The organism is Mesobacterium pallidum (genome assembly GCF_019966535.1).
GTDB lineage: Bacteria > Pseudomonadota > Alphaproteobacteria > Rhodobacterales > Rhodobacteraceae > Mesobacterium > Mesobacterium pallidum.
In genome coordinates this window covers 535,254-559,630 of sequence record NZ_JAIMID010000001.1, presented here as the reverse complement: position 1 = coordinate 559,630, position 24,377 = coordinate 535,254, and the positions used below count along the sequence as shown (strand labels likewise).

Annotated in this window: 22 protein-coding genes and 1 riboswitch; of the genes, 15 read left to right on the top strand and 7 right to left on the bottom strand. The window is 69.2% G+C overall.

Features of this window, described 5'->3' with window-relative positions:
• Positions 1 to 2 precede the first annotated feature (2 nt).
• The 9 genes from MF270_RS02535 (at position 3) to MF270_RS02495 (ending at position 9,792) form a co-directional block, all read left to right on the top strand.
• Positions 3 to 638, top strand: a complete 636-nt coding sequence (locus MF270_RS02535; protein WP_238364271.1) for a MotA/TolQ/ExbB proton channel family protein — start codon at positions 3 to 5, stop codon at positions 636 to 638.
• Complete coding sequence (locus MF270_RS02530; protein WP_238364270.1) at positions 631 to 1,005, top strand: ExbD/TolR family protein; 375 nt, start codon at positions 631 to 633, stop codon at positions 1,003 to 1,005. The genes MF270_RS02535 and MF270_RS02530 overlap by 8 nt, the downstream gene beginning before the upstream one ends.
• A 3-nt stretch (positions 1,006 to 1,008) precedes the next feature.
• A complete protein-coding gene (locus tag MF270_RS02525; protein ID WP_238364269.1) occupies positions 1,009 to 1,386 on the top strand; it encodes an ExbD/TolR family protein in 378 nt (125 codons plus the stop codon).
• Positions 1,383 to 2,420, top strand: a complete 1,038-nt coding sequence (locus MF270_RS02520; protein WP_238364268.1) for a TonB family protein — start codon at positions 1,383 to 1,385, stop codon at positions 2,418 to 2,420. The genes MF270_RS02525 and MF270_RS02520 overlap by 4 nt, the downstream gene beginning before the upstream one ends.
• Before the next feature lie 169 nt (positions 2,421 to 2,589).
• Positions 2,590 to 2,814 carry a DUF1127 domain-containing protein gene (locus MF270_RS02515; protein ID WP_238364267.1) on the top strand — a complete coding sequence of 75 codons (225 nt, stop codon included), beginning with the start codon at positions 2,590 to 2,592 and terminating at the stop codon, positions 2,812 to 2,814.
• A gap of 708 nt (positions 2,815 to 3,522) precedes the next feature.
• Positions 3,523 to 6,669, top strand: coding sequence for a valine--tRNA ligase (locus MF270_RS02510; RefSeq protein WP_238364266.1), 3,147 nt, complete (start codon positions 3,523 to 3,525; stop codon positions 6,667 to 6,669).
• A 272-nt stretch (positions 6,670 to 6,941) separates the two neighbouring features.
• Positions 6,942 to 8,357 carry a YcjX family GTP-binding protein gene (locus tag MF270_RS02505; RefSeq protein WP_238364265.1) on the top strand — a complete coding sequence of 472 codons (1,416 nt, stop codon included), beginning with the start codon at positions 6,942 to 6,944 and terminating at the stop codon, positions 8,355 to 8,357.
• Positions 8,354 to 8,788, top strand: coding sequence for a GNAT family N-acetyltransferase (locus MF270_RS02500; RefSeq protein ID WP_238364264.1), 435 nt, complete (start codon positions 8,354 to 8,356; stop codon positions 8,786 to 8,788). The genes MF270_RS02505 and MF270_RS02500 overlap by 4 nt, the downstream gene beginning before the upstream one ends.
• A complete protein-coding gene (locus MF270_RS02495) occupies positions 8,785 to 9,792 on the top strand; it encodes a YcjF family protein (protein ID WP_238364263.1) in 1,008 nt (335 codons plus the stop codon). Before MF270_RS02500 ends, MF270_RS02495 begins: the two co-directional genes overlap by 4 nt.
• 2 nt (positions 9,793 to 9,794) lie before the next feature.
• Here the strand turns inward: MF270_RS02495 and MF270_RS02490 are convergent, their stop codons facing one another.
• Entirely contained in the window at positions 9,795 to 10,193 is a 399-nt protein-coding gene (locus MF270_RS02490) for a GFA family protein (protein WP_238364262.1), read from the bottom strand.
• Between the two features lie 77 nt (positions 10,194 to 10,270).
• Between MF270_RS02490 and MF270_RS02485 the strand changes: the two genes are divergently transcribed.
• On the top strand, positions 10,271 to 10,930 hold the full coding sequence (locus MF270_RS02485; protein WP_238364261.1) for a VIT1/CCC1 transporter family protein: 660 nt from the start codon (positions 10,271 to 10,273) through the stop codon (positions 10,928 to 10,930).
• Positions 10,931 to 11,091: 161 nt separating this feature from the next.
• Here the strand turns inward: MF270_RS02485 and MF270_RS02480 are convergent, their stop codons facing one another.
• Positions 11,092 to 11,706, bottom strand: coding sequence for an SOS response-associated peptidase (locus tag MF270_RS02480; protein ID WP_238364260.1), 615 nt, complete (start codon positions 11,704 to 11,706; stop codon positions 11,092 to 11,094).
• 3 nt (positions 11,707 to 11,709) lie between these two features.
• Positions 11,710 to 12,375 carry an arylesterase gene (locus MF270_RS02475; protein ID WP_238364259.1) on the bottom strand — a complete coding sequence of 222 codons (666 nt, stop codon included), beginning with the start codon at positions 12,373 to 12,375 and terminating at the stop codon, positions 11,710 to 11,712.
• Between the two features lie 19 nt (positions 12,376 to 12,394).
• Here MF270_RS02475 and MF270_RS02470 point away from each other — a divergent pair, with 19 nt between their 5' ends.
• The 3 genes from MF270_RS02470 to MF270_RS02460 are packed head-to-tail and all read left to right on the top strand — an operon-like array spanning position 12,395 to position 16,512.
• Positions 12,395 to 13,081 carry an ABC transporter ATP-binding protein gene (locus MF270_RS02470; RefSeq protein ID WP_238364258.1) on the top strand — a complete coding sequence of 229 codons (687 nt, stop codon included), beginning with the start codon at positions 12,395 to 12,397 and terminating at the stop codon, positions 13,079 to 13,081.
• Positions 13,078 to 15,606, top strand: coding sequence for an ABC transporter permease (locus MF270_RS02465; RefSeq protein ID WP_238364257.1), 2,529 nt, complete (start codon positions 13,078 to 13,080; stop codon positions 15,604 to 15,606). Before MF270_RS02470 ends, MF270_RS02465 begins: the two co-directional genes overlap by 4 nt.
• 51 nt (positions 15,607 to 15,657) lie before the next feature.
• The gene (locus MF270_RS02460) at positions 15,658 to 16,512 is read left to right on the top strand and encodes an inositol monophosphatase family protein (RefSeq protein ID WP_238364256.1); all 855 of its coding nucleotides are present in this window, start codon (positions 15,658 to 15,660) and stop codon (positions 16,510 to 16,512) included.
• A 418-nt stretch (positions 16,513 to 16,930) separates the two neighbouring features.
• Here the strand turns inward: MF270_RS02460 and gcvP are convergent, their stop codons facing one another.
• The 4 genes from gcvP to MF270_RS02440 all read right to left on the bottom strand — a co-directional run bounded on the left by gcvP (position 16,931) and on the right by MF270_RS02440 (position 22,113).
• A complete protein-coding gene (gcvP, locus tag MF270_RS02455) occupies positions 16,931 to 19,762 on the bottom strand; it encodes an aminomethyl-transferring glycine dehydrogenase (protein WP_238364255.1) in 2,832 nt (943 codons plus the stop codon).
• A gap of 110 nt (positions 19,763 to 19,872) precedes the next feature.
• Positions 19,873 to 20,232: a glycine cleavage system protein GcvH gene (gene gcvH / locus MF270_RS02450; protein ID WP_238364254.1), complete on the bottom strand. Its 360-nt coding sequence runs from the start codon at positions 20,230 to 20,232 to the stop codon at positions 19,873 to 19,875.
• A 15-nt stretch (positions 20,233 to 20,247) separates the two neighbouring features.
• Positions 20,248 to 21,366 (bottom strand): glycine cleavage system aminomethyltransferase GcvT, encoded by a 1,119-nt coding sequence (gene gcvT, locus MF270_RS02445; protein WP_238364253.1) that lies wholly within the window; start codon positions 21,364 to 21,366, stop codon positions 20,248 to 20,250.
• A 156-nt stretch (positions 21,367 to 21,522) separates the two neighbouring features.
• A riboswitch (glycine riboswitch) is annotated at positions 21,523 to 21,612 on the bottom strand.
• Positions 21,613 to 21,660: 48 nt separating this feature from the next.
• Positions 21,661 to 22,113 carry an RrF2 family transcriptional regulator gene (locus MF270_RS02440; protein ID WP_238364252.1) on the bottom strand — a complete coding sequence of 151 codons (453 nt, stop codon included), beginning with the start codon at positions 22,111 to 22,113 and terminating at the stop codon, positions 21,661 to 21,663.
• A gap of 118 nt (positions 22,114 to 22,231) precedes the next feature.
• Between MF270_RS02440 and MF270_RS02435 the strand changes: the two genes are divergently transcribed.
• Together MF270_RS02435 and MF270_RS02430 are read left to right on the top strand one after the other, a co-directional pair.
• The gene (locus MF270_RS02435; protein ID WP_238364251.1) at positions 22,232 to 22,792 is read left to right on the top strand and encodes a gamma-glutamylcyclotransferase family protein; all 561 of its coding nucleotides are present in this window, start codon (positions 22,232 to 22,234) and stop codon (positions 22,790 to 22,792) included.
• Between the two features lie 67 nt (positions 22,793 to 22,859).
• Positions 22,860 to 24,062 carry a DUF2254 domain-containing protein gene (locus MF270_RS02430; RefSeq protein WP_238364250.1) on the top strand — a complete coding sequence of 401 codons (1,203 nt, stop codon included), beginning with the start codon at positions 22,860 to 22,862 and terminating at the stop codon, positions 24,060 to 24,062.
• Positions 24,063 to 24,377: the final 315 nt, after the last annotated feature.

Genomic DNA, 24,377 nt, shown 5'->3' with positions numbered 1-24,377 from the left:
CCATGCCCTGGACCGAGATCTCCGATTTCCTGACGCGCGGCGGCCCGGCCATGTGGGCCATCGCCGCCCTGTCGGTCCTGACGCTGGCGCTGATCCTGTGGAAGATCTGGCGCCTCAGCCTGATGGGCGCCTGGGGCGGCGCGCGGGCCGAGGCGGCCGTGACGGCCTGGGTGGCGGGCGACCGCGACGGCGCCCGCGCGGCCCTTGCCCGCGCCCGGGGCCTGCGCGCCCGCGCCGTCCGCGCCGCCATCGACGCGCGGCAAAGCCTGCCCGAGGACAAGGCACGCGAGGAAACTGCCCGCGCCGGGCGCGCGATCCTGCTGGGCACCCGCACCGGCCTGCGCGCGCTGGAACTGATCGCCACCATTGCCCCGCTGATCGGCCTTCTGGGCACGGTCCTCGGCATGATCGCTGCCTTCCAGGCCTTGCAGGAGGCGGGCAACCGCGCCGATCCCTCGGCCCTCGCCGGCGGCATCTGGGAAGCGCTCCTGACCACCGCCGCCGGCATGACCGTCGCCATTCCCGCCTCGGTCGCGCTGTCGTGGTTCGAGGCGGTGGTCGAGCGCGTGCAGGCCGACATGGAAGACGCCGCCACCCGCATCTTTACCGCGCCCGATCCCGGTGACGGCGATGTTTGACTTCGCCGTCCCCCGCCGGACCCGCCGCCTCGGCCTCACGCCGATGATCGACGTGGTGTTCCTGCTGCTGGTGTTCTTCATGCTCGCCGCCCGCTTCGGGCAGGACGTCGCGATGGACCTGGCACTTGGCGGCGGCTCGGGCGCGGATTGGCAAGGCCCCCCGCGCCTGCTGACGATTCTGCCCGACGCGATGACGCTGAACGGCGTCCCCGTCGAAGACGCCGCCACCGCCCTCGCCCCGCTGATGCCCACGCCCGACGCGCCGGTGCTGCTGCGCGGCGGCGACGGCACCGACCTGCAACGCCTTCTCGAGGTGATGGAGGCGTTGCGCGCCGCCGGCTTCCCCACCCTCGTGCTGGTGGAATAGGCCATGCGCTTCGCCCTGCCCCTTTCGCCCAGACGTCCACGCGAAAGCGTGGTGCCGATGATCAACGTGGTCTTCCTGCTGCTCATCTTCTTCCTGATGAGCGCGCAGATCGCCCCGCCCGATCCGTTCGAGCTGACCCTGGCCGAAAGCGCGGGTGCCCCAAGCGACCCGCAACCCGGCACAGTGTATATGTCCTCGACCGGCGCGCTGGCGTTCGAAGGGCTTTCGGGCGACGCCGCCCTCGCCGCCGCCTCGGCCAGGCCAGCCCTTGCCCTGCGCGCCGACACCGCCACTCCGGCCGCCGATCTCGCGCGCGTGCTGGCCCGCCTCGCCGCGCTTGGCGCCACCGAGGTGCAGCTGATCGCGGGGGCACGGCCATGATCCTGCGTGCGGCCGAAGCGGTGGGCTTCCTGGCCCTGGCGACCGGGCTGCATGCCCTGGTCCTGCTCCAGCCCGAGGTCCTGCGCCCCGGCGCGCCCCCGGCCCGGGCCGCGGCCCAGCCCGCGCTCCAGGCCGGGTCCGCGCTGTCCGACCTGGTCGCGCGCTGGGAAGCGCCGCCCGAGGTTGCGCCCGCGCCGACCCTGACCAGCCCGGATGCCGACTCGGCGGCCACCCCTGCGCTGCCGGGCCCGCAAGACAGCCCGCGACTCGCGCGCCCCGAGTCGTCAACGCTGACCGCCCCACGCGCCGATTCCGCGCCCGAACGCCCGGCTCAGGCGTTGCGCCCTCCGTCGCTTGCCCCCGAGATGCCGGAGATGGCCGCGATTCCCCTGCCCGACGCCGCGGCGCCGGCTGCCCCCGACTCGCCGCCCGAAGGCCGGGCCACGCCGCAGCGCCCGGCCGTTAGCGCCATCGCCGCACCGCAGCATGATTCCTCCCTGCCCGCGGTCGATACCCGCCCCTCCACGCCGCCGGACTTCGCCGCGCTGGACCGATCCCCGCGTCCGGTTTCGCGCCCGGACCGACCCGCGCCTCGGGCGCAAAAGGCCCCGGCGGCGCCGCGTCCGGCTCCGAATAATCCCCGGCAAAGCGCGGCGCAAAAACCACCCACGGGGCAGGGAACCGTCACGCAAAAATCCCGTCAAGGCTCAGACAAACCGTCACAAAAATCCAATCCCGGCCTGACTGGAACAGCCGCGGCAGCCGCCAGGGACCGCTGGGGGGCCGCGGTCCGCGCGCAGGTCACGGCACGGGCGCAGCGCGACGCGGTCCGCGCCACGGGCAAGGTGCAGATCTCGGTGTCGGTCAGCCCCTCGGGCCGCCTGCTGGGCGCATCCGTCACCCAATCGTCCGGCAGCCCCCGGCTTGATGCTGCAGCGCTGAAAGCGGCCCGCAAAGCCAGCCTGCCGCGCGCGCCCAAAGGGCTTTCAGACGCAAGTACGACTTTCCGCTTTTTCCTGAGTTTTCGTGAGTGACGTAGCGTCAAAACGTTGAAAAGACGTCAATTTTTGGGCACAAAACCCATGCACAAACTGCATGGCAGCTTTGACGAAGCGTCCATTGTGCAGTCGCAGCAAAATACGCATATTCGATGCAACAGAGGGCGGAACAAACCACCACCCACGAGAGACGAAAGACGCAACGATGGCACTCGCAGTTAACAACACCGCCGACTCCGGCTTTGCCGCCAACCTCCTTGCGCGCTTCGGCGCCTACCTGATGGAAGCCTCCGACCGCGCCGCGCGTCGCCAGGTGTACCGCCAGACCTACAACGAACTGGCCGCCCTGTCGCAGCGCGACCTGGCAGACCTCGGCATCAGCCGCGGCCAGATCGGCAGCATCTCCTACGAGGCTGCCTACGGCAAATGAGTTTCGGGGCGCCCGGCCACTCCTCCTCCCGGCCAGGCATCCCACTAAGCGGCGGTCCCCTCTCCTCCTCCCTGGGGGCCGCCGCAAAAGAATGAAGAATACGCAAGCGAACTCCTCCTCCCTTTGTTCGCTTCGTACGCCCGGACCGGCCCACTCCTCCCTCGGGCCCTCCGGACACTGACAGCGGCGGCTCCTCTCCTCCTCCCTGGGGCCGCCGCTTCGTAAGACAGCAGAATTTGCGAGGTCGGACTCCTCCTCCCTTTGTCCGCCTTGCAAGACCAGGGTCGCCGCCTCTCCTCCCTTCGGTGGCGACCCGTTCTAATCGGCGGCGGGGCTTCTCTCCTCCCTCTGGCCCCGCCGCCCCGACATTCGAATTGCACGGCGGCTTCTCCTCCCTTTAGACGCCGGGCATGTCGGGATACCGCCGCCTCCTCCCTCAGGCGGGTCCCGAACACAGACGGCGGTGCCCTCTCCTCCTCCCTGGGCACCGCCGTTTTTCATTTCCAGACATCGCTCTTCAGACAGGCGCCGCCTCCCCGCGCGCCCCCGCTGCTTCATTGTTTCGAAAATACCTCGGGGGAGTCCGCGGCACGCGGACGGGGGCAGCGCCCCCCCCATCAGACCCATCCACCAAACACCCGGTTTCCATTGCCCGCGAAACCCACTAGATCAGGCCCGACAGCCATATTCACATGACGGGGCAGATCCATGGCCATGGAAAAGACCTTTGACGCCGCCAGCGCCGAGCCGCGCCTCTATGCCGCCTGGGAAGAGGCCGGCGCCTTCAAGGCCGGCGCCAACGCGCGGCCCGGCGCCGACAGCTTCACCATCATGTTGCCGCCGCCGAACGTGACCGGCGCGCTGCATGTGGGTCATGCCTTCAACCACACGATCCAGGACATCCTGATCCGCTGGCATCGCATGCGCGGCTTCGACACGCTCTGGCAGCCCGGCCAGGACCATGCCGGCATTGCCACGCAGCTGCAGGTCGAAAAGATGCTGGCCGCGACCCAGCAGCCCGGCCGGCGTGAACTGGGCCGCGAGGCCTTCCTCGACAAGGTCTGGGAATGGAAGGGCGAATACGGCGCCACGATCATCAACCAGCTCAAGCGGCTGGGCAATTCTTGCGACTGGTCGCGCAACGCCTTCACCATGGCCGGCGCCCCGGGCGATCCGCGCACGGGCCACGAGGACAGCCCGAACTTCCATGACGCGGTCATCAAGGTCTTCGTCGACATGTACGAAAAGGGCCTGATCTACCGCGGCAAGCGGCTGGTCAACTGGGACCCGCATTTCGAGACCGCGATCTCGGACCTCGAGGTCGAGAACATCGAGACCCCCGGCCACATGTGGCACTTCAAGTACCCGCTGGCCGGTGGCGAGACCTATACCTACGTGGAAAAGGACGAGGACGGCAATGTCGTCTTCACCGAGGAACGCGACTACATCTCGATCGCCACGACGCGCCCCGAGACCATGCTGGGCGACGGCGCAGTCGCGGTGCACCCGGATGACGAGCGCTATGCGCCCATCATCGGCAAGCTCTGCGAGATCCCGGTCGGCCCCGCCGAGCATCGCCGCCTGATCCCGATCATCACCGATGAATACCCGGACCCGACCTTCGGCTCGGGTGCGGTCAAGATCACCGGCGCGCATGATTTCAACGACTACCAGGTCGCGAAACGCGGCGGCATCCCGATGTACCGCCTGATGGACATGGCCGGCAACATGCGCGCCGACGGCGCCCCCTATGCCGAGGCTGCGACCGAGGCGCAGGGCTATGCGGGTGGCGCCGAATTCACCGAGATGGGCGTCGATGCGCTGAACCTGGTGCCCGACCACCTGCGGGGCCTCGACCGCTTCGAGGCGCGCAAGCGCGTGGTCGAAGAGATCACGGCCGAGGGCCTCGCCGTCATGACCCGCGCCGACGACCCGCGTCTCGGCACCAAGCTGGGCGAAGACGACGATCCCGCCGCAATGGTTCCGCTGGTGGAGTCCAAGCCGATCATGCAGCCCTTCGGCGACCGCTCCAAGGTGGTGATCGAGCCGATGCTGACCGACCAATGGTTCGTCGACGCCGAAAAGGTCGTCGGCCCGGCGCTGGACGCGGTCCGCGAAGGGCGGACCAAGATCATCCCCGAGAGCGGCGAGAAGACCTATTACCACTGGCTCGAGAACATCGAGCCCTGGTGCATCTCGCGCCAGCTCTGGTGGGGGCACCAGATCCCGGTCTGGTACGGGCTCGACCTCTCGGCCCCGCATTTCGAGGATGACGAGGGCGACGGCGATCTCGACATCGTCGAGATGGGCCGCCTGCTGATCGACCAGCACCTGGTGCGACGCGGCGATGTCCACCATTGCGCGGCCAGCTTCGACGAGGTCAAGGACCGCTTCACCGCCGACAACGCGGACATCCCCGTGCCGCTTTCGGCCGCCCGCGTGGTCGAGGTCGAAAGCCGCAGCGCCGCCATCGAGCGGTTCGCGCAAAGCCTGGCCGAATACGCGATGAACCAGGACCCGACGCAGCTGGTCTACCCGGTCTGGCGCGACCCTGACGTGCTGGACACCTGGTTCAGCTCGGGGTTGTGGCCCATCGGCACGCTCGGCTGGCCCGAGCGCACGCCCGAGCTCGCCCGCTACTTCCCGACGGATGTGCTGGTCACCGGTTTCGACATCCTGTTCTTCTGGGTCGCCCGGATGATGATGATGCAGCTCGCCGTCGTGGATCAGATCCCGTTCCACACCGTCTACCTGCACCAGCTCGTCCGCGACGAGAAGGGTAAGAAGATGTCCAAGACCACCGGAAACGTGATCGACCCGCTTGATATCGTTGACGAATACGGCGCAGATGCGCTGCGCTTCACCAATGCCTCCATGGCGGCGATCGGCGGGGTGCTGAAGCTTTCGGAAGACCGGATCAAGGGCTACCGCAACTTCGGCACCAAGCTCTGGAACGCCTCCCGCTTTGCCGAGATGAACGAGGCGCATGCCGCCCCCGCCCCCGACCTCACGGCGCTCGAGGCGACCGTCAACAAGTGGATCGTGGGCGAAACCGCCAAGGTCCGCGAGGTGGTCGACACGGCGCTCTCCGAGTACCGGTTCAACGATGCGGCGAATGCGCTCTATGCCTTCGTCTGGGGCAAGGTCTGCGACTGGTACGTCGAATTCTCCAAGCCGCTGCTGCAGGGCGAGGACGAGGCGCTGAAGCGCGAGACGCAGGGCACCATGGCCTGGGTCATCGACCAGTGCCTCATCCTGCTGCACCCGGTCATGCCCTTCATCACCGAAGAGCTCTGGGGCACGCTTGGCCAGCGCGACGGCATGCTGGTGACCACCGACTGGCCCAGCTACACGGCGGCCGAGATGGTCGACCCGGCCGCGGATGCGGAAATGAACTGGGTCATCGCGGTGATCGACGAGATCCGCTCGGTCCGGGCGCAGATGCATGTGCCGGCGGGCCTGCATGTGCCGCTGATGGTGTCCAGCTGGGACGACGCGGCCAAGGCGGCCTGGGCGACGAACGAGACGCTGATCATGCGCCTCGCCCGGGTCGAGAGCCTGACCGAGACCGCGGCCTTCCCCAAGGGCACGGCGACGCTCAGCGCCGGCGGCGCGACCTTCGGCCTGCCGCTCGCCGACCTCATCGACGTGGCGGAGGAGAAGGCCCGCCTCGAGAAGACCCTCGGCAAGCTGGCCAAGGAAATCGGCGGGCTCAAGGGGCGGCTGAACAACCCCAAGTTCATCGACAGCGCCCCCGAGGACGTGGTCGAGGAAGCCCGCGCCAACCTCGCCGCCCGCCAAGAGGAAGAAGCCGCGCTGAAACAGGCCCATGCGCGGCTGGCCGAGCTTGGCTGAGACCGGGCGTCTGCCTGTATTGAGATGGCAGGAGTGGGGGTTTTGCACCCGTCGCCATTGTCTCTCGGACAAATGGCGCGACAATAGCGACCCCCGCAGAGTTTATCGGCACAATGAAGGGCGGATCGACCCTCCCTTTCATTATTCCCCAAATACTCCCGCCGGAGGCATGGCCCGGGCTTGCTCGGGCCATTTTGCCTGTCCCACGCGCAATCCATTGAGATCACGCGCCAAGTGCCTATCTTGGCCCAAGAGAACACGAGGGCAGCCACTTGGTCATTTCCACCATCGCCGACGGGATCACGCGCACCGCGCAGGGGTTGGGCGACACCGTCTCGGGCGCCTTCTTTGAACCCACCATCCGGCTGGGGGTCACCGGGCTGGCGCGGGCGGGCAAGACAGTCTTCATCACCTCGCTCGTCGCCAACCTGATGGACCGGGGCCGGATGACCGGCCTCGCCGCCCAGGCCGAGGGGCGGATCGAGGCGGCCTTCCTGCAGCCCCAGCCCGACGACACCATCCCGCGCTTCGACTACGAAGAACACCTGGCGCGCCTCACCGGCCGCGCGCCCGAGTGGCCGGACAGCACGCGGTCGGTGTCGGAACTCCGCCTGTCGCTGCGGGTGCGGCCGGGCGGACTGCTGGGCGGGTTCCAGGGGCCGCGGACCATTCACCTCGACATCGTGGATTACCCTGGCGAGTGGCTTCTGGACCTCGGCCTACTGGACAAGTCCTATGCCGAATGGTCGGCCGAGGTGCTGGCCCGGATCGAAGGCCGGACCGAGGCGCAGGCCTACCTGCTCGAGATCGAGGGCGCGACGGGCCAGGACAGCTGGGACGAGCCGCGCGTCAAGGCGCTGGCCGAGCGCTTCACCCGTTACATGCAGGCCGCGCGCAAGGCCGGCTATTACGACCTGACGCCCGGCCGGTTCCTGATGCCCGGCGATCTCGAGGGGTCGCCCGTGCTGACCTTTGCCCCCCTGCCCCCCGAGGACCGCGCCCCGCGCAAGGGCCTCTGGCGCGAGATGGAGCGGCGCTTTGATGCCTACAAGGCGCGGGTGGTCAAGCCGTTCTTCCGCGATCATTTCAGCCGGATCGACCGGCAGGTGGTGCTGGTCGACGCGCTGGGTGCGATCAACGCGGGCCCCCGCGCGGTCGAAGATCTGCAGCACGGCATGGCCGACATCCTGAGCGCCTTCAAACCCGGCCGCAACGCCTGGCTTAGCCAGATCCTGCGTGGGAAGCGGGTGGAAAAGATCCTCTTTGCCGCCACCAAGGCCGACCATATCCATCACACGCAGCATGGGCGGCTGACCGCCTTCATGCAGGCCGTCACGCGCCAGGCCGCGGACCGGGCCAAGTTCGCCGGGGCCAAGACCGAGGCGCTGTCGATCGCCGCATTGCGCGCCACGACCGAGGACCGGATCCGCCATGACGGATCGGACTTGGACGTGGTGCGCGGCCGCCTCATGGGCCAGGACAAGCTGGCCGCCTTCTACCCCGGAGAGCTGCCCGAAGACCCCGGCCAGCTGCTGAACCAGGCCCGCGCCGGGGAGACGAAATGGCTCGACGGCGATTACAAGGTGATGAACTTCGCCCCCGCCAGTGGCACGATGCGCCCCGGCGACGGGCCGCCGCATATCCGGCTGGACCGGGCGGCGCAATTCCTGATCGGGGACCGGCTGTGATCCTGCGCGCGGCGACCCCGCTTGATGCTGGCCCCGTCGGCGCGATCCTGACGGATTTCGCGGAAGCGACGCCCTGGCTGCCGCGCCTGCACAGCGGGGCCGAGGACATCGCCTTTGCCGGACGCATGATCGACCGAGGCTGGGTGACGGTGGCGGAAAAAGGCGCGGTGCTGGGATTTCTTGCCCAGGATGGCGAAGAGGTCGCCTGCCTCTACACCGCCACCCCCGGCAAGGGCATCGGCAAAGCCCTGATCGCCCATGCGAAATCCGGGCAGGGCCGACTCGAGCTCTGGACCTTCCAGGCCAATGCCCGCGCCCGCCGCTTCTACCGCCGCGAAGGCTTTGCCGAGGTCGCGACCAGCGACGGCGCCCATACGGACGAAGGGCTGCCCGACGTGCGGCTGGTCTGGCAACGAAAGGACGTGCCATGAGCGACGACCGCAAGCCCCGTGGCCCGGTGCTGATCGACCTCGAACCCGAGGCCGCCGCGCCTTCGCCCGCTGACGCCCCCCCCGTGGCCGAGCCAGACCTGCCGCAGGCCCGCGCCATGCAGACCGTCGCGCAACTGGCCGCCGGGCGCCCGTCGCGGCTGGCGCGGCTGTTCTGGGGGCTGCTGGTGTCGGTGCTGGGTGCGGTCGTCTCGGTCGCCGCCTGGGATTTCGTGACCGGGCTGATCACGCGCAACTCCTACCTCGGCTACGGCGCCGCGGCGCTGATCGGCGCGCTGCTGCTGGTCAGCCTTGTCATCATCATCCGCGAGCTGGCTGCGTTCGGCCGCCTCAAGCGCATCGACAGCCTGCACCTTGCCGCCGATGCCGCGCTGACCTCGTCCGACCTTGGGGCCGCCCGCGCCCTCAGCGCCCGGCTGCGCGGCTTCTACGCGGGGCGCGACGAGACGCGGCTGGGGCGCGAGACCCTGGCGGCCCGCGAATCCGAGATCATAGATGTCGACGGCCTGCTGACCCTGGCCGAAACCGACCTGCTCGCCCCTCTCGACAAGATGGCCCTGCGCGAGGTCGAGGCCGCCGCGCGCCAAGTCGCGCTGGTCACCGCCATGGTCCCGCTGGCCCTGGCCGACGTGGTGGCGGCGTTGACGTCGAACATCCGCATGATCCGGCGGGTGGCCGAGATCTACGGCGGCCGCTCGGGCTTCTTCGGCTCATGGCGCCTGCTGCGCGCGGTCATGACGCACCTCGTCGCGACCGGCGCCGTGGCCGTGGGCGACGACATGCTGGGCAGCTTCGCCGGCGGCGGCGTGTTGTCGAAACTCTCGCGCCGCTTTGGCGAAGGGGTCGTCAACGGCGCCCTCACTGCCCGCGTCGGCGTCGCCGCGATGGAGGTCTGCCGCCCCCTGCCGTTCCGCGGCGGCCGCCGGCCGTCGGTCTCGGGGATCGTCAGCCGGGCGCTGACCGGCCTCTTCGGGCAAAAGGACTAGCCTCAGGGCGCGCCGAAGCCCTCGGTCTTGGTCAGGTCGTCGCCGGGGTGCATCCAGGGCAGCCGTTCCTCCCAATGGACATGTTCGGTGGGCCTGAGCGACGCGGCCTCGTCCAGCAGGCAGGCGTAGATATGCACCTCGCCCGGATAGCGATCCGCCTGGAAGGCGACGGGGCTGCCACAGGTGCCGCAGAACATCCGCCGCACGCCGGGCGAGCTTTCGTATTCCATCGGCGCCACCCCGGCCCACCGCAGCTGCCGGTCCCGCAACCCGACGAAGGTGGTCATGGGCGAGGCGGTCTGCCGCCGGCAGCTCTGGCAGTGGCAATGCACGGTCCAGCCCAGCGGGCCGGTGATTTCAAGTCGCACCGCGCCGCAGAGGCACTGCCCGTTCGTCGTCATCTCTGGTCTCCCGGCTCTCTTTCCCCCAATCTCTGGCACGACGCGCCGCCAATCGCCAGCCTGACCGGAGCCCGAGCATGAGCCAGCAACAATCCTACCTGCGCGACGCGGTCTACGGCGCGATCGACGGGTCGGTCACGACCTTTGCCATCGTCGCCGGAACCGCCGGCGCCGGGCTCTCGCCGCTGGTGATCGTCGCGCTCGGCATCGCCAACGTGCTGGCCGACGGGTTTTCGATGGCAGCCGGAAACTACGCGGGCATCCGGGCCGAGGCCGAGAATTCCGCGCGTCACCACGCCCTGACCCGGGCCGCGATCACCTCCGACCCCGAGGGCCGACGCGCCGCCCTGCGCGCGCATCTTGCCGAAAAGGGCCTCGCCGGCCCGCTCCTCGACCAGGCGACCCAGGCGCTCAGCCAGGACCCCGAGGTCTGGGCGCAACTGCTGCTCGACAGCGAAGGGCATGCGGCCAGCGGCCTTCACCCCATGCGCGCGGCGCTGACCACCTTCGCGGCCTTCCTGGCGGCGGGGCTCTTGCCGCTGCTGCCATTCCTGCTGTCCCTGCCCTCGCCCTTCATCCTCTCCGGCAGCCTGACCTTCGCCGGCTTCTTCCTGATCGGCGCCATCCGCTCCCACTGGTCGCTGCGCAGGTGGTGGGCTTCGGGCGCCGAGACCCTGCTGATCGGCGGCATCGCCGCGATCATCGCCTTCGTGGTCGGCAGCCTGTTCCACATCTGACGCGCTTCGTGCCCGGCCGCATCTGTGCCCGCACGTCCAAATTGGCGCGACCCCCATTCCTTCATCGTTTAAAAATACCTCGGGGGTATGGGGGCAGCGCCCCCATGCGCGGCGGCTCTGCCGCCGCGCCCCGGTCGGATTGCCCTGGGCAATCCGAACCCTCAAGCCCCGGACCAGTCCACGCCGTCCGCCATCTCGATGGCGAGCGCCCCTTCCGCCGTCGGCACCATCAACTGCCGCACCGCGTCCTCGGTCCCGGTCAGCCACAGCGCCAGGTCCTCCGGTGCCAGCAGCACGCCCATGCGGTGATGGATCTCGGCCACCTCGGCGCTCGGCGCGCAGGTTACCGTGGCGACCTGGTCCAGCACCTGCCCGCCTGGCGCCTCCCACCGGTCGGTGATGGCGGCAAACCACAGCGGGGCCCCGTCGCGTCGCGCCAGCCGCCAGGGCTGCTTGCGCCGTGCGGTGCCCGTCCATTCGTACCAGCCATCCGCCGGCACGACGCCGCGCCCGGTCCCGGCAAAGGCCGACTTGTCGAACAGCGTCTCGGAGCGCGCGTTCACTATGGTCTCCATCACCGGGCGGCCACGGGCATTTACCCGGCCCACCGGCACGATCCCCCAGCGCATCTTCCGCCAGCCGCCAGAGGTCAGCACCAGCACTTCCTGCCCCGGCGCGATGTTGCGGCGCGGCGGGTCGCCGGCGATCCCGGCCTCCACCCCGGCGATCTGCGCCAGATCCTCCAGCGGCGTCTCGAGAAACAGCCGCCCCGGCATCGCCTACTCCACCCGGTCGATCAGCGCCTGCACGCGCGGGCCCAGCGCGGCGACGATCCGCGTGACGCCCTCTGCGTTCGGGTGAATGCCGTCCGCCTGCAAGTAGCCCCGTACCGCGCCCGGATCGCCCTCGGCCGCCAGCCCCTCGAAGAACGAGGGCGCCAGCAGCGCGTCATGCGTCTCGGCCAGGTCCGGGTACATCCCGTCAAAGGCCGCCTTGTAGGCCGCCCCGTAATTGCCCGAGGCCTGCATCCCGACCAGAAGAACCGGCAAGTCGCCGGCCCCTTCGAGGATGGCGTCCAGGTTCGCCCGCGCATCGGCCGGGTCGAGCCCACGCAAGAGGTCGTTCCCGCCAAGCGTCACGATCATCGCGTCGATCTCGGGGTCAAGCGCCCAGTCCAGCCGCGCCAGCGCGCCGGCGGTGGTGTCGCCCGAGACGCCCGCATTGACCAGCACCGCGTCCTCGCCCTGCGCGGCCAGCCAGGCGTTCATCTGCGGCACGAAGCCCTCCGGCTCCGGCAGCCCGTAGCCGGCGGTCAGGCTGTCGCCCAGCGCCAGGATGCGCAGCGGCTCGGCCGACACGGGCAGCGCGAGGCAGATCGCGACAATTGCGGTCAAAACCTTGGATCGCCCCCCCCGCGTCCCATATGTAGAAGCAAAGACAGGCATTTCGGGTGGCTCCTTCTTCATGACCGTCATTCTATCACTTAAGGATGTCTCGCTGTCGCTCAAGGGCAACGCGGGGCCGGTCGAGATCTTGCACGGCATTTCACTGGACGTGACGCAGGGAGAGACGCTGGGGCTGGTCGGGCCGTCCGGCTCGGGCAAGTCGTCGCTGCTGATGCTGATGGGCGGGCTGGAACGGGCGACCGGCGGGACGATCATGGCGCTTGGCCAGGACCTCGGCCCGATGGACGAGGACGCGCTGGCGCGGTTCCGGCGGGACAACATGGGCGTGGTCTTCCAGTCGTTTCACCTGATCCCGACCATGACCGCGCTGGAAAACGTCGCCACGCCGCTGGAACTGGCGGGCGTGCGCGATGCCTTCGACCGGGCCGAGGCCGAGCTGGAGGCGGTCGGCCTTGGCGCCCGGGCCGGCCATTACCCCAGCCAGATGTCGGGCGGAGAGCAGCAGCGCGTGGCCCTCGCCCGTGCCGCCGTAACCCGGCCGCGCCTTCTGCTGGCGGATGAGCCGACAGGCAACCTGGACGGGGTCAACGGCGCGGCGATCATCGACCTGCTCTTCGGGTTGCGCGACCGGTACGGGGCCACGCTGGTGATGGTGACCCATGCGCCCGAGCTCGCGTCGCGCTGCGATCGGGTGATCTCGCTCCGCGACGGGCGGCTCGACCCGGCCCAGAGCGCCGCCGCATGAGCCTACGCATTGCCGCCCGCCTCGCGGCCCGCGAATTGCGCGGCGGCCTTGGCGGCTTCCGCATCCTGCTGGCCTGCCTCGCCCTTGGCGTCGCCGCCATCGCGGGCGTCGGATCGACCCGCGCGGCGATCGAGGCGGGGCTGACCGAACAGGGCGCGGTCCTGCTGGGCGGCGACGCCCAGGCCGAGTTCACCTACCGTTTCGCCGACGCGGCCGAGCGCGCCTGGCTCGAAAGCGTGTCGACCGAGGTTTCGGAAGTCGCCGATTTCCGCTCCCTTGCCACCGTGGGCGACGGCACCGGCGCCGACCGCGCGCTGACTCAGGTCAAGGCGGTCGACAGCGCCTACCCCCTGCTCGGCACGGTCGCGCTGGACCCGCCCATGCCGCTGTCCGAGGCGCTGGCCGGCGACGGCACCCTCCCCGGCGCCGTCATGGCCCGCGTGCTGGCCGACCGGCTGGCGCTGTCGCCCGGAGGAACATTCCGGCTGGGGGATCAAAGCTTTACCCTCTCGGCCATCCTCGACCGCGAGCCCGACAACGCGGGCAGCGGGTTCGCCTTCGGCCCCCGTACCATCGTGCGCCGCGCCGACCTCTCTGCCTCGGGCCTGCTGGCGCCCGGTACGCTGTTTTCCTCGCACTACCGCATGACCCTGCCGCCCGGCACTGACCTCTCCGCGCTGGAAGCCGAGGCCAAGGACCGTTTCGCTGACACTGGCCTGCGCTGGCAGGACGCCCGCGCCGGCGCGCCCGGGGTCGAGCGGTTCGTGGACCGCCTCGGCGCCTTCCTGATCCTCGTCGGCCTCTCGGGCCTCGCCGTGGGCGGGGTCGGCGTGTCGTCGGCCGTGCGCGCCTATATCGGCGCCAAGACCGGCGTCATCGCCACCCTGCGCACGCTGGGCGCCACCCGCCGCGTGGTGTTCCTGACCTACTTCCTGCAGATCGGCGCGCTCTGCGCCTTCGGCATCGTGATCGGCCTCGTGCTGGGCGCCGTCGCCCCCATCGCGCTGGCGCCCCTGATCGAGGCGCAACTGCCCGTCCCCGTCTCCTTCCGCATCTTCCCCGCGCCGCTGGCCGAGGCCGCCGTCTACGGCACGCTCACCGCGCTGATCTTCACCCTCTGGCCACTCGCCCGCACCGAAGAGGTCCGCGCGGCCACCCTCTTTCGCGACGCCCTGTCGGGCGCGCGCAGCCTGCCCGCCCCGCGCTACCTTGTCGCCACGCTGGCTTTGACCGCGCTGCTGCTCGGCCTCGCGGCGCTGTTCACCGGCGCACTGACGCTGACGCTCTGGACCGGCGGCGGCATCCTCTTTGCCCTTGGCCTGCTGACGCTGGCCGGGCTCGGCGTCCGCGCCCTCGCCCGCCGCTCGTCCCGCATCGCCCGCGGCCGCCCGGCGCTGCGATGGGCGCTCGCCGCCATCGGCGGGCCGCGCGACGGGGCGCTGTCGGTGGTGCTGTCGCTGGGCCTTGGCCTCTCGGTCCTCGCCGCCGTGGGCCAGATCGACGGCAACCTGCGCGCCGCCATCGCCCGAGACCTGCCTGACGTGGCGCCAAGCTATTTCTTCGTCGACATCCAGAAGGACCAGATGCCCGGATTCATGGCGCGTCTCGACGATGACCCCGCCGTCAGCCGCGTCGACAGCGCCCCCATGCTGCGCGGCGTCATCACCCGCATCAACGGCCAGGACGCACAAGAGGTCGCGGGCGGCCACTGGGTCGTGCGCGGCGACCGGGGCCTGACCTATTCCGCCGCGATCCCTGACCGCACGACGCTCACCCAAGGCGAATGGTGGCCCGAGGATTACTCCGGCCCGCCCCTCATCTCCTTCGCCGCCGAAGAGGCCGAGGAAATGGGCCTCGCCCTCGGCGACACGCTCACCGTCAACGTGCTGGGCCGTGACATCACCGGCACAATCGCCAGCTTCCGCGAGGTCGATTTCTCGACCGCCGGGATCGGCTTTGTCATGTCCATGAACCCCTCGGCACTTGAGGCCGCGCCGCATTCCTTCATCGCCACGGTCTACGCCGGGGAAGCCGCCGAGGCCGCCATCCTGCGCGACCTGGCCGGGCAATTTCCCAACATCACCGCGATCCGCGTGCGCGACGCCATCGACCAGGTGGCCGAGCTGATGGAGGGCATCGCCGGCGCCACCCGATGGGGCGCGGCAGCCACCCTGCTGACCGGATTCCTGGTGCTGATCGGTGCGGCCGCCGCGGGCGAGCCTGCGCGGGTCTACGAGGCCGCCGTGCTCAAGACCCTCGGCGCCGCCCGGTCGCGCATCCTGCGCAGCTTTGCCCTGCGCTCCGCGCTGCTAGGCGCCGCCGCCGGGCTGGTCGCGCTGGTGGCCGGGATCGCCGGCGCCTGGGCGATCATGACCTTCGTGATGGAGGGCAGCTTTGCCGTGATCTGGCCCAACGCGCTCGCCGTCGTCACCGGCGGCGTGGTGGCGACCCTCGCAGCGGGCCTCGCCTTCGCCTGGCGCCCCCTCGCCGCGCGCCCCGCCCGGGTGCTGCGCGCGCGCGAGTAGGCTTGCTCCTGGCAGCACCGGCTGGCAGGTACGTCCGGGAAGGAGACGCCCATGACCCTCACCCAAACCCAGCAATCGCTGATCGTCGAGGCCGTCCGCGCGGTCGCGCGCGAGGAAATCCTGCCCCGCTTTCGCAACCTCTCGGCCGATGACATCGCCGTCAAGAGCCGCGCCGACGACCTGGTGACCGAGGCCGACCTGCACGCCGAAGCCCGCCTGCGCGCGGTCTTTTCGGACGCCTTCCCGCAGGCGCTGGTCGTGGGCGAAGAGGCCATCGCCGCCGACCCCGCCCTGCGCACCCGCATCGCCGGGGCCGAGCTCGCCCTCATCATCGACCCGGTCGACGGGACGTGGAACTTTGCCCGCGGGCTGCCGGCCTTTGGCGTGATCGTTTCGGCAACCCGGTTCGGCGCGCCGGTCTTCGGGCTGCATTACGATCCGGTGATGGATGACTGGATGATCGCCGATATGACAGGCCCCACGACCCATGTCTTCGCCGACGGCCGCCAACGCTCGCTCTCCACCTCCGCCGGAGGCGCCCCGCAGGAGGTCGCCGGCTACATGCACTACGCGCTCATGCCTCAGCCAATGCGCGAGGCGCTGGCACCACTCCTCCCCCGCATCCGCCGTTCGGATTCCCTGCGCTGCTCGTGTCACGAATACCGGATGCTCGCCTCGGGCGCGGTGGATTTCTGCCTCTCGACCATGCTGAACCCCTGGGACCACGCGGCGGGCGTTCTGCTTTGCACGCAAGCGGGCGGCGTCTCCCGCATGCTCGACGGCCAGGACTACAATGCGCACTTCACCTCGGGCCTCCTGCTCTCCGCCGCCACGGAAGAAACCTGGCTTGGCCTGCGCGACCTTTTCGTCAGCGCCCTCGCCTCGGACGCGGTCACAAGCCGCTAGGGCGAAAGGGGGGCCAGCCCCCCAGCGCGTTCCGCGCTTCCCCCCGAGGTATTTGGAAAACAATGAAGTAACAGATTCTTAACCGCGATCGCCTTACATGAAGTGGCGGTACAGGCGGAGGCGCCGATGACCGCAAACGATGAAGCTCCCCGCGACCGCAAGGCGCGGGGAGTGACGCTTTGACATGCGGCCTGTGGCGCGCGACCACACGGTCTCGGAACACGCGCTCAAAGCATCAAGCTGCATCCATCTTCATTGTTTTCCAAATACCTCGGGGAGCGCGAGGGGCTGGCCCCTCGCTCCCGAACGTCCCACAGGCGCAACTTCCACCGGCCTTTGCCAGCGCCCCAAGTTCCACGGGGCCGGGGGCGTCAGCCCCCGGCCCCGCCGGTCGGATCGCGCAGCGATCCGAAACCCGTTATTCTGCGGCCTCGGCGTAATCCTCCATCGGCGGGCATATGCACACAAGGTTCCGGTCGCCCCAGGCATTGTCCACCCGGTTGACCGGCGGCCAGTACTTGTCGACCCGGAAGGCGCCCGGCGGGAAGCAGCCCTGTTCGCGCGTATAGGGACGGTCCCAGTCGCGCACGAGGTCTTCCATCGTGTGGGGCGCGTTCTTCAGCGGGTTGTTCGCCGGGTCCATCCGCCCGTCCTCGATCGCGTGGATCTCCTCGCGGATCGCCAGCATGGCCTCGCAGAACCGGTCGAGCTCGGCCTTGGTCTCGCTTTCCGTCGGCTCGACCATCAGCGTGCCGGGCACCGGGAAGGACATCGTGGGCGCGTGGAAGCCCGCGTCCATCAGGCGCTTGGCGATGTCATCCACCGTCACCCCGGCCGATTTCTCGAAAGGCCGCGTGTCGAGGATGCATTCATGCGCCACCCGCCCCGTCGGGCCGCGATAGAGCACGTCGAAGGCGCCTTCGAGCCGTTTTGCGATGTAGTTGGCGTTCAGGATCGCCACGCGGGTCGCCTGGGTCAGCCCTTCGCCGCCCATCAACAGGCAATAGGCGTAGGAGATCGGCAGGATCGAGCCCGACCCGTAGGGCGCGGCCGACACGGCGCCGGAGTGTTCCGGCAGGTGCGGCACGAGATGCGCCTTGACCCCGATGGGCCCCATGCCGGGGCCGCCGCCGCCGTGCGGGATGGCAAAGGTCTTGTGCAGGTTCAGGTGGCTGACGTCTCCGCCCAGGTCGCCGGGCCGCGACAGCCCCACCATGGCGTTCATGTTGGCGCCGTCGATATAGACCTGCCCGCTGTGCTCATGGGTGATCTGGCAGACCTCGCGCACTGTCTCCTCGAACACGCCATGGGTCGAGGGGTAGGTGATCATGCAGCCGGCCAGGCTGCCGGAATGTTTCTCCGCCTTCTCGAGGAAATCGTTCAGGTCGATGTCGCCGTTCTCGCGGCTTTTCACCGGGACCACCTTCCAGCCGACCATCTGGGCCGAGGCGGGGTTGGTGCCATGGGCGCTCATCGGGATGAGGCAGACGTTGCGGTGCCCTTCGCCGCGCGACCGGTGGTAATCGGCGATGGTCAACAGCCCCGCGTATTCCCCCTGCGCGCCCGAATTCGGCTGCATGGAGAATCCGTCGTAGCCGGTGATCTGGCACAGCTTGGCGCTGAGGTCGTTGATCAGCTCCTTGTAGCCGGCCGCCTGGTCGGGCGGGCAGAACGGATGCAGGTTGGCGAATTCGCGCCACGAGATCGGCATCATCTCGGCCGCCGCATTGAGCTTCATCGTGCACGACCCCAGCGGGATCATCGCGCGGTCGAGCGCGAGATCGCGGTCGGCGAGGCGCCGCATGTAGCGCATCATCTCGGTCTCGGCCCGGTTCATGTGGAACACGGGGTGCGTCAGGTAGTCGGTCTCGCGCGCCAGCGCCAAGGGCAGGCGGTAACGCGGGGTGTAGTCATCGTCGCTCCGCTCGATGCCGAAGGCGCGCCAGACCGCCTCAAGCGTTTCGGGACGGGTGGTTTCATCCACGGTGATCCCCACCTTGGTCGCGCCGACGCGGCGCAGGTTCACGCCCTCCTTGACCGCGTGTTGCAGCACGCCGCGCTGGAACAGGCCCACATCCACGGTGATCGTGTCGAAGAACTCCGCCGGCTCGATGGCAAAGCCCGCCGCCTCCAGCCCCTCGGCCAGGCGCACGGTCTTGCGGTGGATGCGCTGCGCGATGGCGCGCAGGCCTTCGGGTCCGTGGAACACCGCGTAAAAGGACGCGATCACCGCCAGCAGCGCCTGCGCCGTGCAGACGTTCGACGTCGCCTTTTCCCGCCGGATATGCTGTTCGCGGGTCTGCAGCGACAGCCGGTAGGCGCGGTTGCCATGGCTGTCGACCGAGACGCCGACGATGCGGCCGGGCATGGAGCGCTTGTAGGCGTCGCGGGTAGCCATGTAGGCGGCATGCGGACCGCCATAGCCCATGGGCACGCCAAAGCGCTGCGTAGTGCCGACGGCGATGTCGGCGCCCATCGCGCCGGGTTCCTTCAGCAGGCACAGGGCCAGCGGGTCGGCGGCGACGATGCCGATGGCGTTCGCGGCGTGCAGCGCCTCCATCTCTGGCGTCAGGTCGCGGACATGACCATGGGTGCCGGGGTACTGGAAGATGGCGCCAAAGACCTTGTCCGCCTCGAGCGCGTCTGGCGCGCCAAGGATGATCTCGATCCCCAGGGGCGCTGCGCGTGTCTTCATCACGGCGATGTTCTGCGGATGGCAGTTCTCGTCCACGAAGAACGCCTTCGCCTTGGACTTGGCCACCCGCTGCGCCATGGTCATCGCCTCGGCGCAGGCCGTCGCTTCGTCCAGCAGCGAGGCATTGGCGATCTCGAGCCCCGTGAGGTCACTGACCATGGTCTGGTAGTTCAGAAGCGCCTCGAGCCGGCCCTGGCTGATCTCGGGCTGGTAGGGCGTGTAAGCCGTGTACCATGCTGGATTTTCCAGGATATTCCGCTGGATCGCCGGCGGCGTGACCGTGCCGTGATAGCCCTGCCCGATCAGCGAGCGCAGCACCTGGTTCTTTCCGGCCACCTTGCGCAGGTGGTAGAGCAGTTCGCGTTCCGACATCGGGCGGCCCCAGTCCAGCGGCTGCTCGGCGCGGATGGATTTCGGCACCGTGTCGTCGATCAGCGCATAGAGACTGGACGCGCCGACCGTCTTCAGCATCTCGGTCATCTCGGAGGGCGACGGGCCGATGTGGCGCCGGTTGGCAAAATCGTAGGGCAGGTAGTCGGTCGGGGTGAAGGGCATGGGCTGCTCCGTGCTTGGATGCGCGAGGGTGCAGGGCACCGGTCCCCGAAAGCCTGCGCCCCCGGGGGTGGTCGGGCCATCCGGCCCGCCACGTCACGCGCCGGGGGCGATCAGGAAATGAACTTGTTGTAGGCCGCGTCGTCCATGTACTCGTCCATCTGGGACGGGTCCTCGGGCTTGATCTTGAAGAACCAGGCGTCGCCGATCGGGTCCTCGTTGACCTTGCCCGGGTCCTCGACCAGACGTTCGTTGACCTCGACGATCTCGCCGTCGAGCGGGGCGAGGATGTCCGACGCGGACTTGGTGCTTTCGATCACCACGACTTCGTCGTCCTTACTGACCGTGGTGCCGACCTCGGGCAGTTCGACGAAGACGATGTCGCCCAGCTGCTCGGCCGCGTATTCGGTGATGCCGACGACGATGAGGTCATCCTCTTCGCGCAGCCATTCGTGTTCCTCGGTGTATTTCATCGCGCCTTGTCCTTCTCAGCGTTTGAAATTGGCAGGGACGAAGGGGAGCGGCGCGACGCTGACCGCCAGCCGCTTGCCCCGAAGTTCCCCGTATAGCGTGGTGCCGGGCGCAGAGAGCGCGCTTGGCACGTATCCCATGGCGACCGGGCCGCCGACCGACGGGCCGAACCCGCCCGAGGTGATGCGGCCGACCGGATCGCCGCTCTCGGGATCGGCGTAGAGCGGCACGCCCTCGCGCATCGGCGCGCGGCCCTCGGGTTTCAGCCCGACGCGAATGGTCTCTGTCCCCTTGGCCAGCTCCGACAGGATGCGGGCATCGCCGGGAAAGCCCCCTTCCCGCGCCCCGCCCTTGCGGCGCACCTTGCGGATCGCCCAGGAAAGGCCCGCGTCGACGGGCGAGGTCGCGGGGTCCATGTCATGCCCGTACAGGCACAAGCCCGCCTCGAGCCGCAGCGAATCTCGCGCGCCCAGGCCAACGGGCGCCACGGCCGCATGGCCCAGCAGCGCACGGGCCAGCGTCTCGGCGCCCGCAGCGGGCACGGAAATCTCGTAGCCGTCCTCCCCGGTGTAGCCCGACCGGCTGACCCAACAAGGCTGGCCCGCGATCTCGACCTCGGCCACGTCCATGAAGCGCATCTTGGCCACCGCGGGCGCCAGCCCTGCCAGCACTTCCTCGGCGCGGGGGCCTTGCAGGGCCAACAGCGCCCGGTCGGTGATGTGCTCGACCGTAATGCCTTCGGGCTCCAACGCGCGACGCAGATGCGCCACGTCCTCGTCCACGCAGGCGGCGTTGACGACAAGGAACAGGTGGTCGCCCTTGTTGGCGATCATCAGGTCATCGAGGATGCCGCCCTCGGGCGCGGTGAAGAGGCCGTAGATCTGCCGCCCCTCGGGCAGGTCCACGATATCGGTGGGCACCAAGCCTTCCAACGCCTCGGCCACGCCCGCCCCGCGCAGGATCACCTGCCCCATGTGGCTGACGTCGAACAGGCCCGCCTCGGCCCGGCAATGCAGGTGTTCCTTCAGCACGCCGGGCGCATATTGCACCGGCATGTCCCAGCCCGCGAACGGCCCCATCTTCGCGCCCAGGGCGCGGTGCAACTCGTCCAGCGGCAATCGTTTCAATTCGGTCATTCCGCACTCTCTCTGCCCTCACGCCGGGCCCGTCGGGCGGAATCCGGCATCGCTTTCGCGCACGGATGTCCCCCGTGCGAACGATGCCCCCTCTGTCCTGTCGCCTGAGATCGCTATCCCTTCGGCGGGCGCGGCGCGCCACTCTCCAGAGTTCTTCGTGTCGAAAGCGGTCCCTTTGGCCTGAGAGTTTCCGGGGCGGTTGCTCCTTCGGCACCGGCGTTTGGCCGGTTCTCCCGTTTCGATGGCCGGACGTTAGCGCGGCTGACGGGGATCAGGCAAGCCGGAAAACGCGGCTCAGGCCGGGGTTGCGCAGCGATGCGGCTGCAGGATGCTCAAAAGCGGATTGTTGTCGCAAATCAGGGCATCCAGCGTCACCTCGTCGAGATGGGCAAAGAACGCCTCGGCCGCGTCTGTGAGGGCGAACCGCAGCCGGCAGCTGTCGGTCAGCGGGCAGGTGCAGTCGGTGTCGGCAAAGCATTCGGCCAGCGGCACCGGGCCTTCGAGGGCGCGGAACACCTCGCCCACCCGCATCTCGTTGGCCGGACGGGCCAGGCGCAGGCCCCCGTGGCGGCCACGCTGGGTCTGGACAAAACCCATCTGCCCCAGCTGGTTGACCACCTGCGCCAGGTGGTTTTCCGAAATGTTGCAGGCCCCGGCGATCTCGGCCTTGGTGACAAGCCGGTCGGTGTTGGCGGCGCAATACATCAGCAGCCGCATGGCGATGTTGGTCCGCTTGGTCACTCGCATGGGTCTGGCTCCTCGCCTGCCGGGGGTTGCGTCACCATGCCGCCCGTGGGGCCGGGACGCCTTGACATGGATCAACCGAAAGGCGTCTCTCAGGTCCATGTTTGGGCAGGAGGGCGCGATGACCGATCCGTATTTCTTTGGCTATGGCAGCCTGGTGAACCGGCGCACCCATGACTACGCGGCGCCCCGGCGGGCGCATGTGACCGGCTGGCGCCGGGCCTGGCGGCATTCGCCGATGCGGCCGGTCAGCTTCCTGACCGTGCTGCCCTGCGAAGGCAGCCGGATCGCCGGCCTTACGGCAGCGGTGCCCGGATCGGACTGGGCCGCGCTGGATCTGCGCGAGGCGGCCTACCGGCGCCAGCTGACCCTGGCGCATCACGACGACGGCCCGCTGGACGGGGTGGCGATCTACGCCATTCCCGACGGGCACCACCACGATCCGGGTGACGACAACCCGGTGCTGCTAAGCTATCTCGACGTGGTCGTGCAGGGGTTCCTGGCCGAGTTCGGGCCCGAGGGCGTCATGGACTTCTTCGACACGACCGATGGCTGGACCGCGCCGATCCTCGACGACCGCGCGGCGCCCCGCTATCCCCGCCACCAACCCCTGACCGAAGAGGAACGCGCCCTCGTCCACGACGGCCTCGCCCGGGTCAGGGCGCGCATCGTCAAGGGCTGAGGAACCGGGGCCGGGCCCCGCGCGTTGGCCCCCTGGTCCAATGGCGGATCCAAGAGGGACACACCACATGCTGTCACGCACATTCGTCCTGGCGCTGCGCTACCTGCGCCGGCTCTGGGTCCGGGTCGTGGCCATCGCGCTCTTGTCGCTGGTGGCCGTGGTCACAGCGCCGCTGATCCCGACGCCGATCCAGTGGGACCGCGGGACCGAGGCGGTGCTGCCGGTGCTGTCGATCCTGGCCAGCTCGATGCTGGCGGTGACAACGTTCTCGCTGAACGTCATGGTCAGCGCCTACCGCGCGGCGGCCGACACGGCGACCCCGCGCAGCTACCGTCTGCACCTCGAGGACACGGTGACGCAGAACGTGCTGGCGACCTTCACCGGGGCCTTCATCTTTGCGCTGACGGGGATCATCCTGTTCCGCTCGGGGATCTACGGCGAGGACGCGACCCTGTCGATCTTCGCCGCCACGGCGCTGGTGGTCGTGCTGATCGTGGTGGCGATCCTGCGCTGGATCGACCACCTCTCGCGCCTCGGCTCGCTCGACCACACGCTCGAACTGGTGACGACCCGCGCTGCGGCCTCGCTCTCTGCGCACCTGTCGCAGCCCCATCTCGGCGGCCGTCCGCCGGCGCATCGGGACGGCGGACAGCCGGTGCCCGCCCCGCGCACCGGCTACCTGCAACTCGTGGACATCGCCGCGCTGCAAAAGAAGCTGGAGCAGATGGACGCCACCGCCCATCTCGCCCTGCGCCCCGGCGGACATGTCTTCAAGGGCGATCCGCTGGCCTGGATCACCGGCACGGCGCAGACTTGCGAGCACCTGCAATCGGCCTTCACCCTCGCCGATCAGCGCAGCCACGAGCAGGATTCGCGCTACGGCTTCGTGGTCCTGTCCGAGATCGGCGAGCGTGCGCTCTCGCCCGGCGTCAACGATCCCGGCACGGCGATCGACGTGATCGCACGCGTCTCGCGCCTTTTGTGGGATTCCGACCCCGCGCCGAGGCCGCCGCGCTGCGACCGCATCCACGTGCCCGACTTCGACAAGGGCGAGCTGGTGGACGACGGCTTCGCCCCCATCGCCCGTGACGGCGCCGGTAATATCGAGGTGATGCTGCACGTCGTGCGCAGCCTCAAACGTCTGTCGGACCACCCCGACCCGCATATGTCCTCGGCCGCCCGCCGGCTGCTTGGCCACGCGCTCGACCTCGGCCGCGATGCCTTGCCCGTGGCGGCGGATGTACAGCGCCTGGAACAGGCCGCCACCTGAGCGGCCGATGCGCCGCCACAGGAACGCCTCCGGCGGGAGTATTTGCGGAATAATGAAAGCAGGGCGCGTCCTGGCCGTTGCACGCCCGTCCCCTGCATCACCGATCCCGGCGAGCCAATCCGACGAAAGGTGAAAGACGGGCGCCCCGATCCCCCTTCATCTTGCCAATAAACTCCGGGGAGTGTGAGGGGCTGGCCCCTCACTCCGACAGCGCCACGCGTGCAAAGGTCGACGATCAAGCTGCGCCCCAACCACCCGGCGCAGCCGATCCCATTCACCTTCCACAAATATCCAGGGGAGCGCGAGGGGCCGGCC

Bases quoted from the DNA above. Each gene is read 5' to 3' on its own strand.
- MF270_RS02535 (WP_238364271.1), top strand. From the start codon at position 3: ATGCCCTGGACCGAGATCTCCGATTTCCTGACGCGCGGCGGCCCGGCC.
- MF270_RS02530 (WP_238364270.1), top strand. From the start codon at position 631: ATGTTTGACTTCGCCGTCCCCCGCCGGACCCGCCGCCTCGGCCTCACG.
- MF270_RS02525 (WP_238364269.1), top strand. From the start codon at position 1,009: ATGCGCTTCGCCCTGCCCCTTTCGCCCAGACGTCCACGCGAAAGCGTG.
- MF270_RS02520 (WP_238364268.1), top strand. From the start codon at position 1,383: ATGATCCTGCGTGCGGCCGAAGCGGTGGGCTTCCTGGCCCTGGCGACC.
- MF270_RS02515 (WP_238364267.1), top strand. From the start codon at position 2,590: ATGGCACTCGCAGTTAACAACACCGCCGACTCCGGCTTTGCCGCCAAC.
- MF270_RS02510 (WP_238364266.1), top strand. From the start codon at position 3,523: ATGGCCATGGAAAAGACCTTTGACGCCGCCAGCGCCGAGCCGCGCCTC.
- MF270_RS02495 (WP_238364263.1), top strand. From the start codon at position 8,785: ATGAGCGACGACCGCAAGCCCCGTGGCCCGGTGCTGATCGACCTCGAA.
- MF270_RS02490 (WP_238364262.1), bottom strand. From the start codon at position 10,193: ATGACGACGAACGGGCAGTGCCTCTGCGGCGCGGTGCGACTTGAAATC.
- MF270_RS02485 (WP_238364261.1), top strand. From the start codon at position 10,271: ATGAGCCAGCAACAATCCTACCTGCGCGACGCGGTCTACGGCGCGATC.
- MF270_RS02480 (WP_238364260.1), bottom strand. From the start codon at position 11,706: ATGCCGGGGCGGCTGTTTCTCGAGACGCCGCTGGAGGATCTGGCGCAG.
- MF270_RS02475 (WP_238364259.1), bottom strand. From the start codon at position 12,375: ATGCCTGTCTTTGCTTCTACATATGGGACGCGGGGGGGGCGATCCAAG.
- MF270_RS02470 (WP_238364258.1), top strand. From the start codon at position 12,395: ATGACCGTCATTCTATCACTTAAGGATGTCTCGCTGTCGCTCAAGGGC.
- MF270_RS02465 (WP_238364257.1), top strand. From the start codon at position 13,078: ATGAGCCTACGCATTGCCGCCCGCCTCGCGGCCCGCGAATTGCGCGGC.
- MF270_RS02460 (WP_238364256.1), top strand. From the start codon at position 15,658: ATGACCCTCACCCAAACCCAGCAATCGCTGATCGTCGAGGCCGTCCGC.
- gcvP (WP_238364255.1), bottom strand. From the start codon at position 19,762: ATGCCCTTCACCCCGACCGACTACCTGCCCTACGATTTTGCCAACCGG.
- gcvH (WP_238364254.1), bottom strand. From the start codon at position 20,232: ATGAAATACACCGAGGAACACGAATGGCTGCGCGAAGAGGATGACCTC.
- gcvT (WP_238364253.1), bottom strand. From the start codon at position 21,366: ATGACCGAATTGAAACGATTGCCGCTGGACGAGTTGCACCGCGCCCTG.
- MF270_RS02440 (WP_238364252.1), bottom strand. From the start codon at position 22,113: ATGCGAGTGACCAAGCGGACCAACATCGCCATGCGGCTGCTGATGTAT.
- MF270_RS02435 (WP_238364251.1), top strand. From the start codon at position 22,232: ATGACCGATCCGTATTTCTTTGGCTATGGCAGCCTGGTGAACCGGCGC.
- MF270_RS02430 (WP_238364250.1), top strand. From the start codon at position 22,860: ATGCTGTCACGCACATTCGTCCTGGCGCTGCGCTACCTGCGCCGGCTC.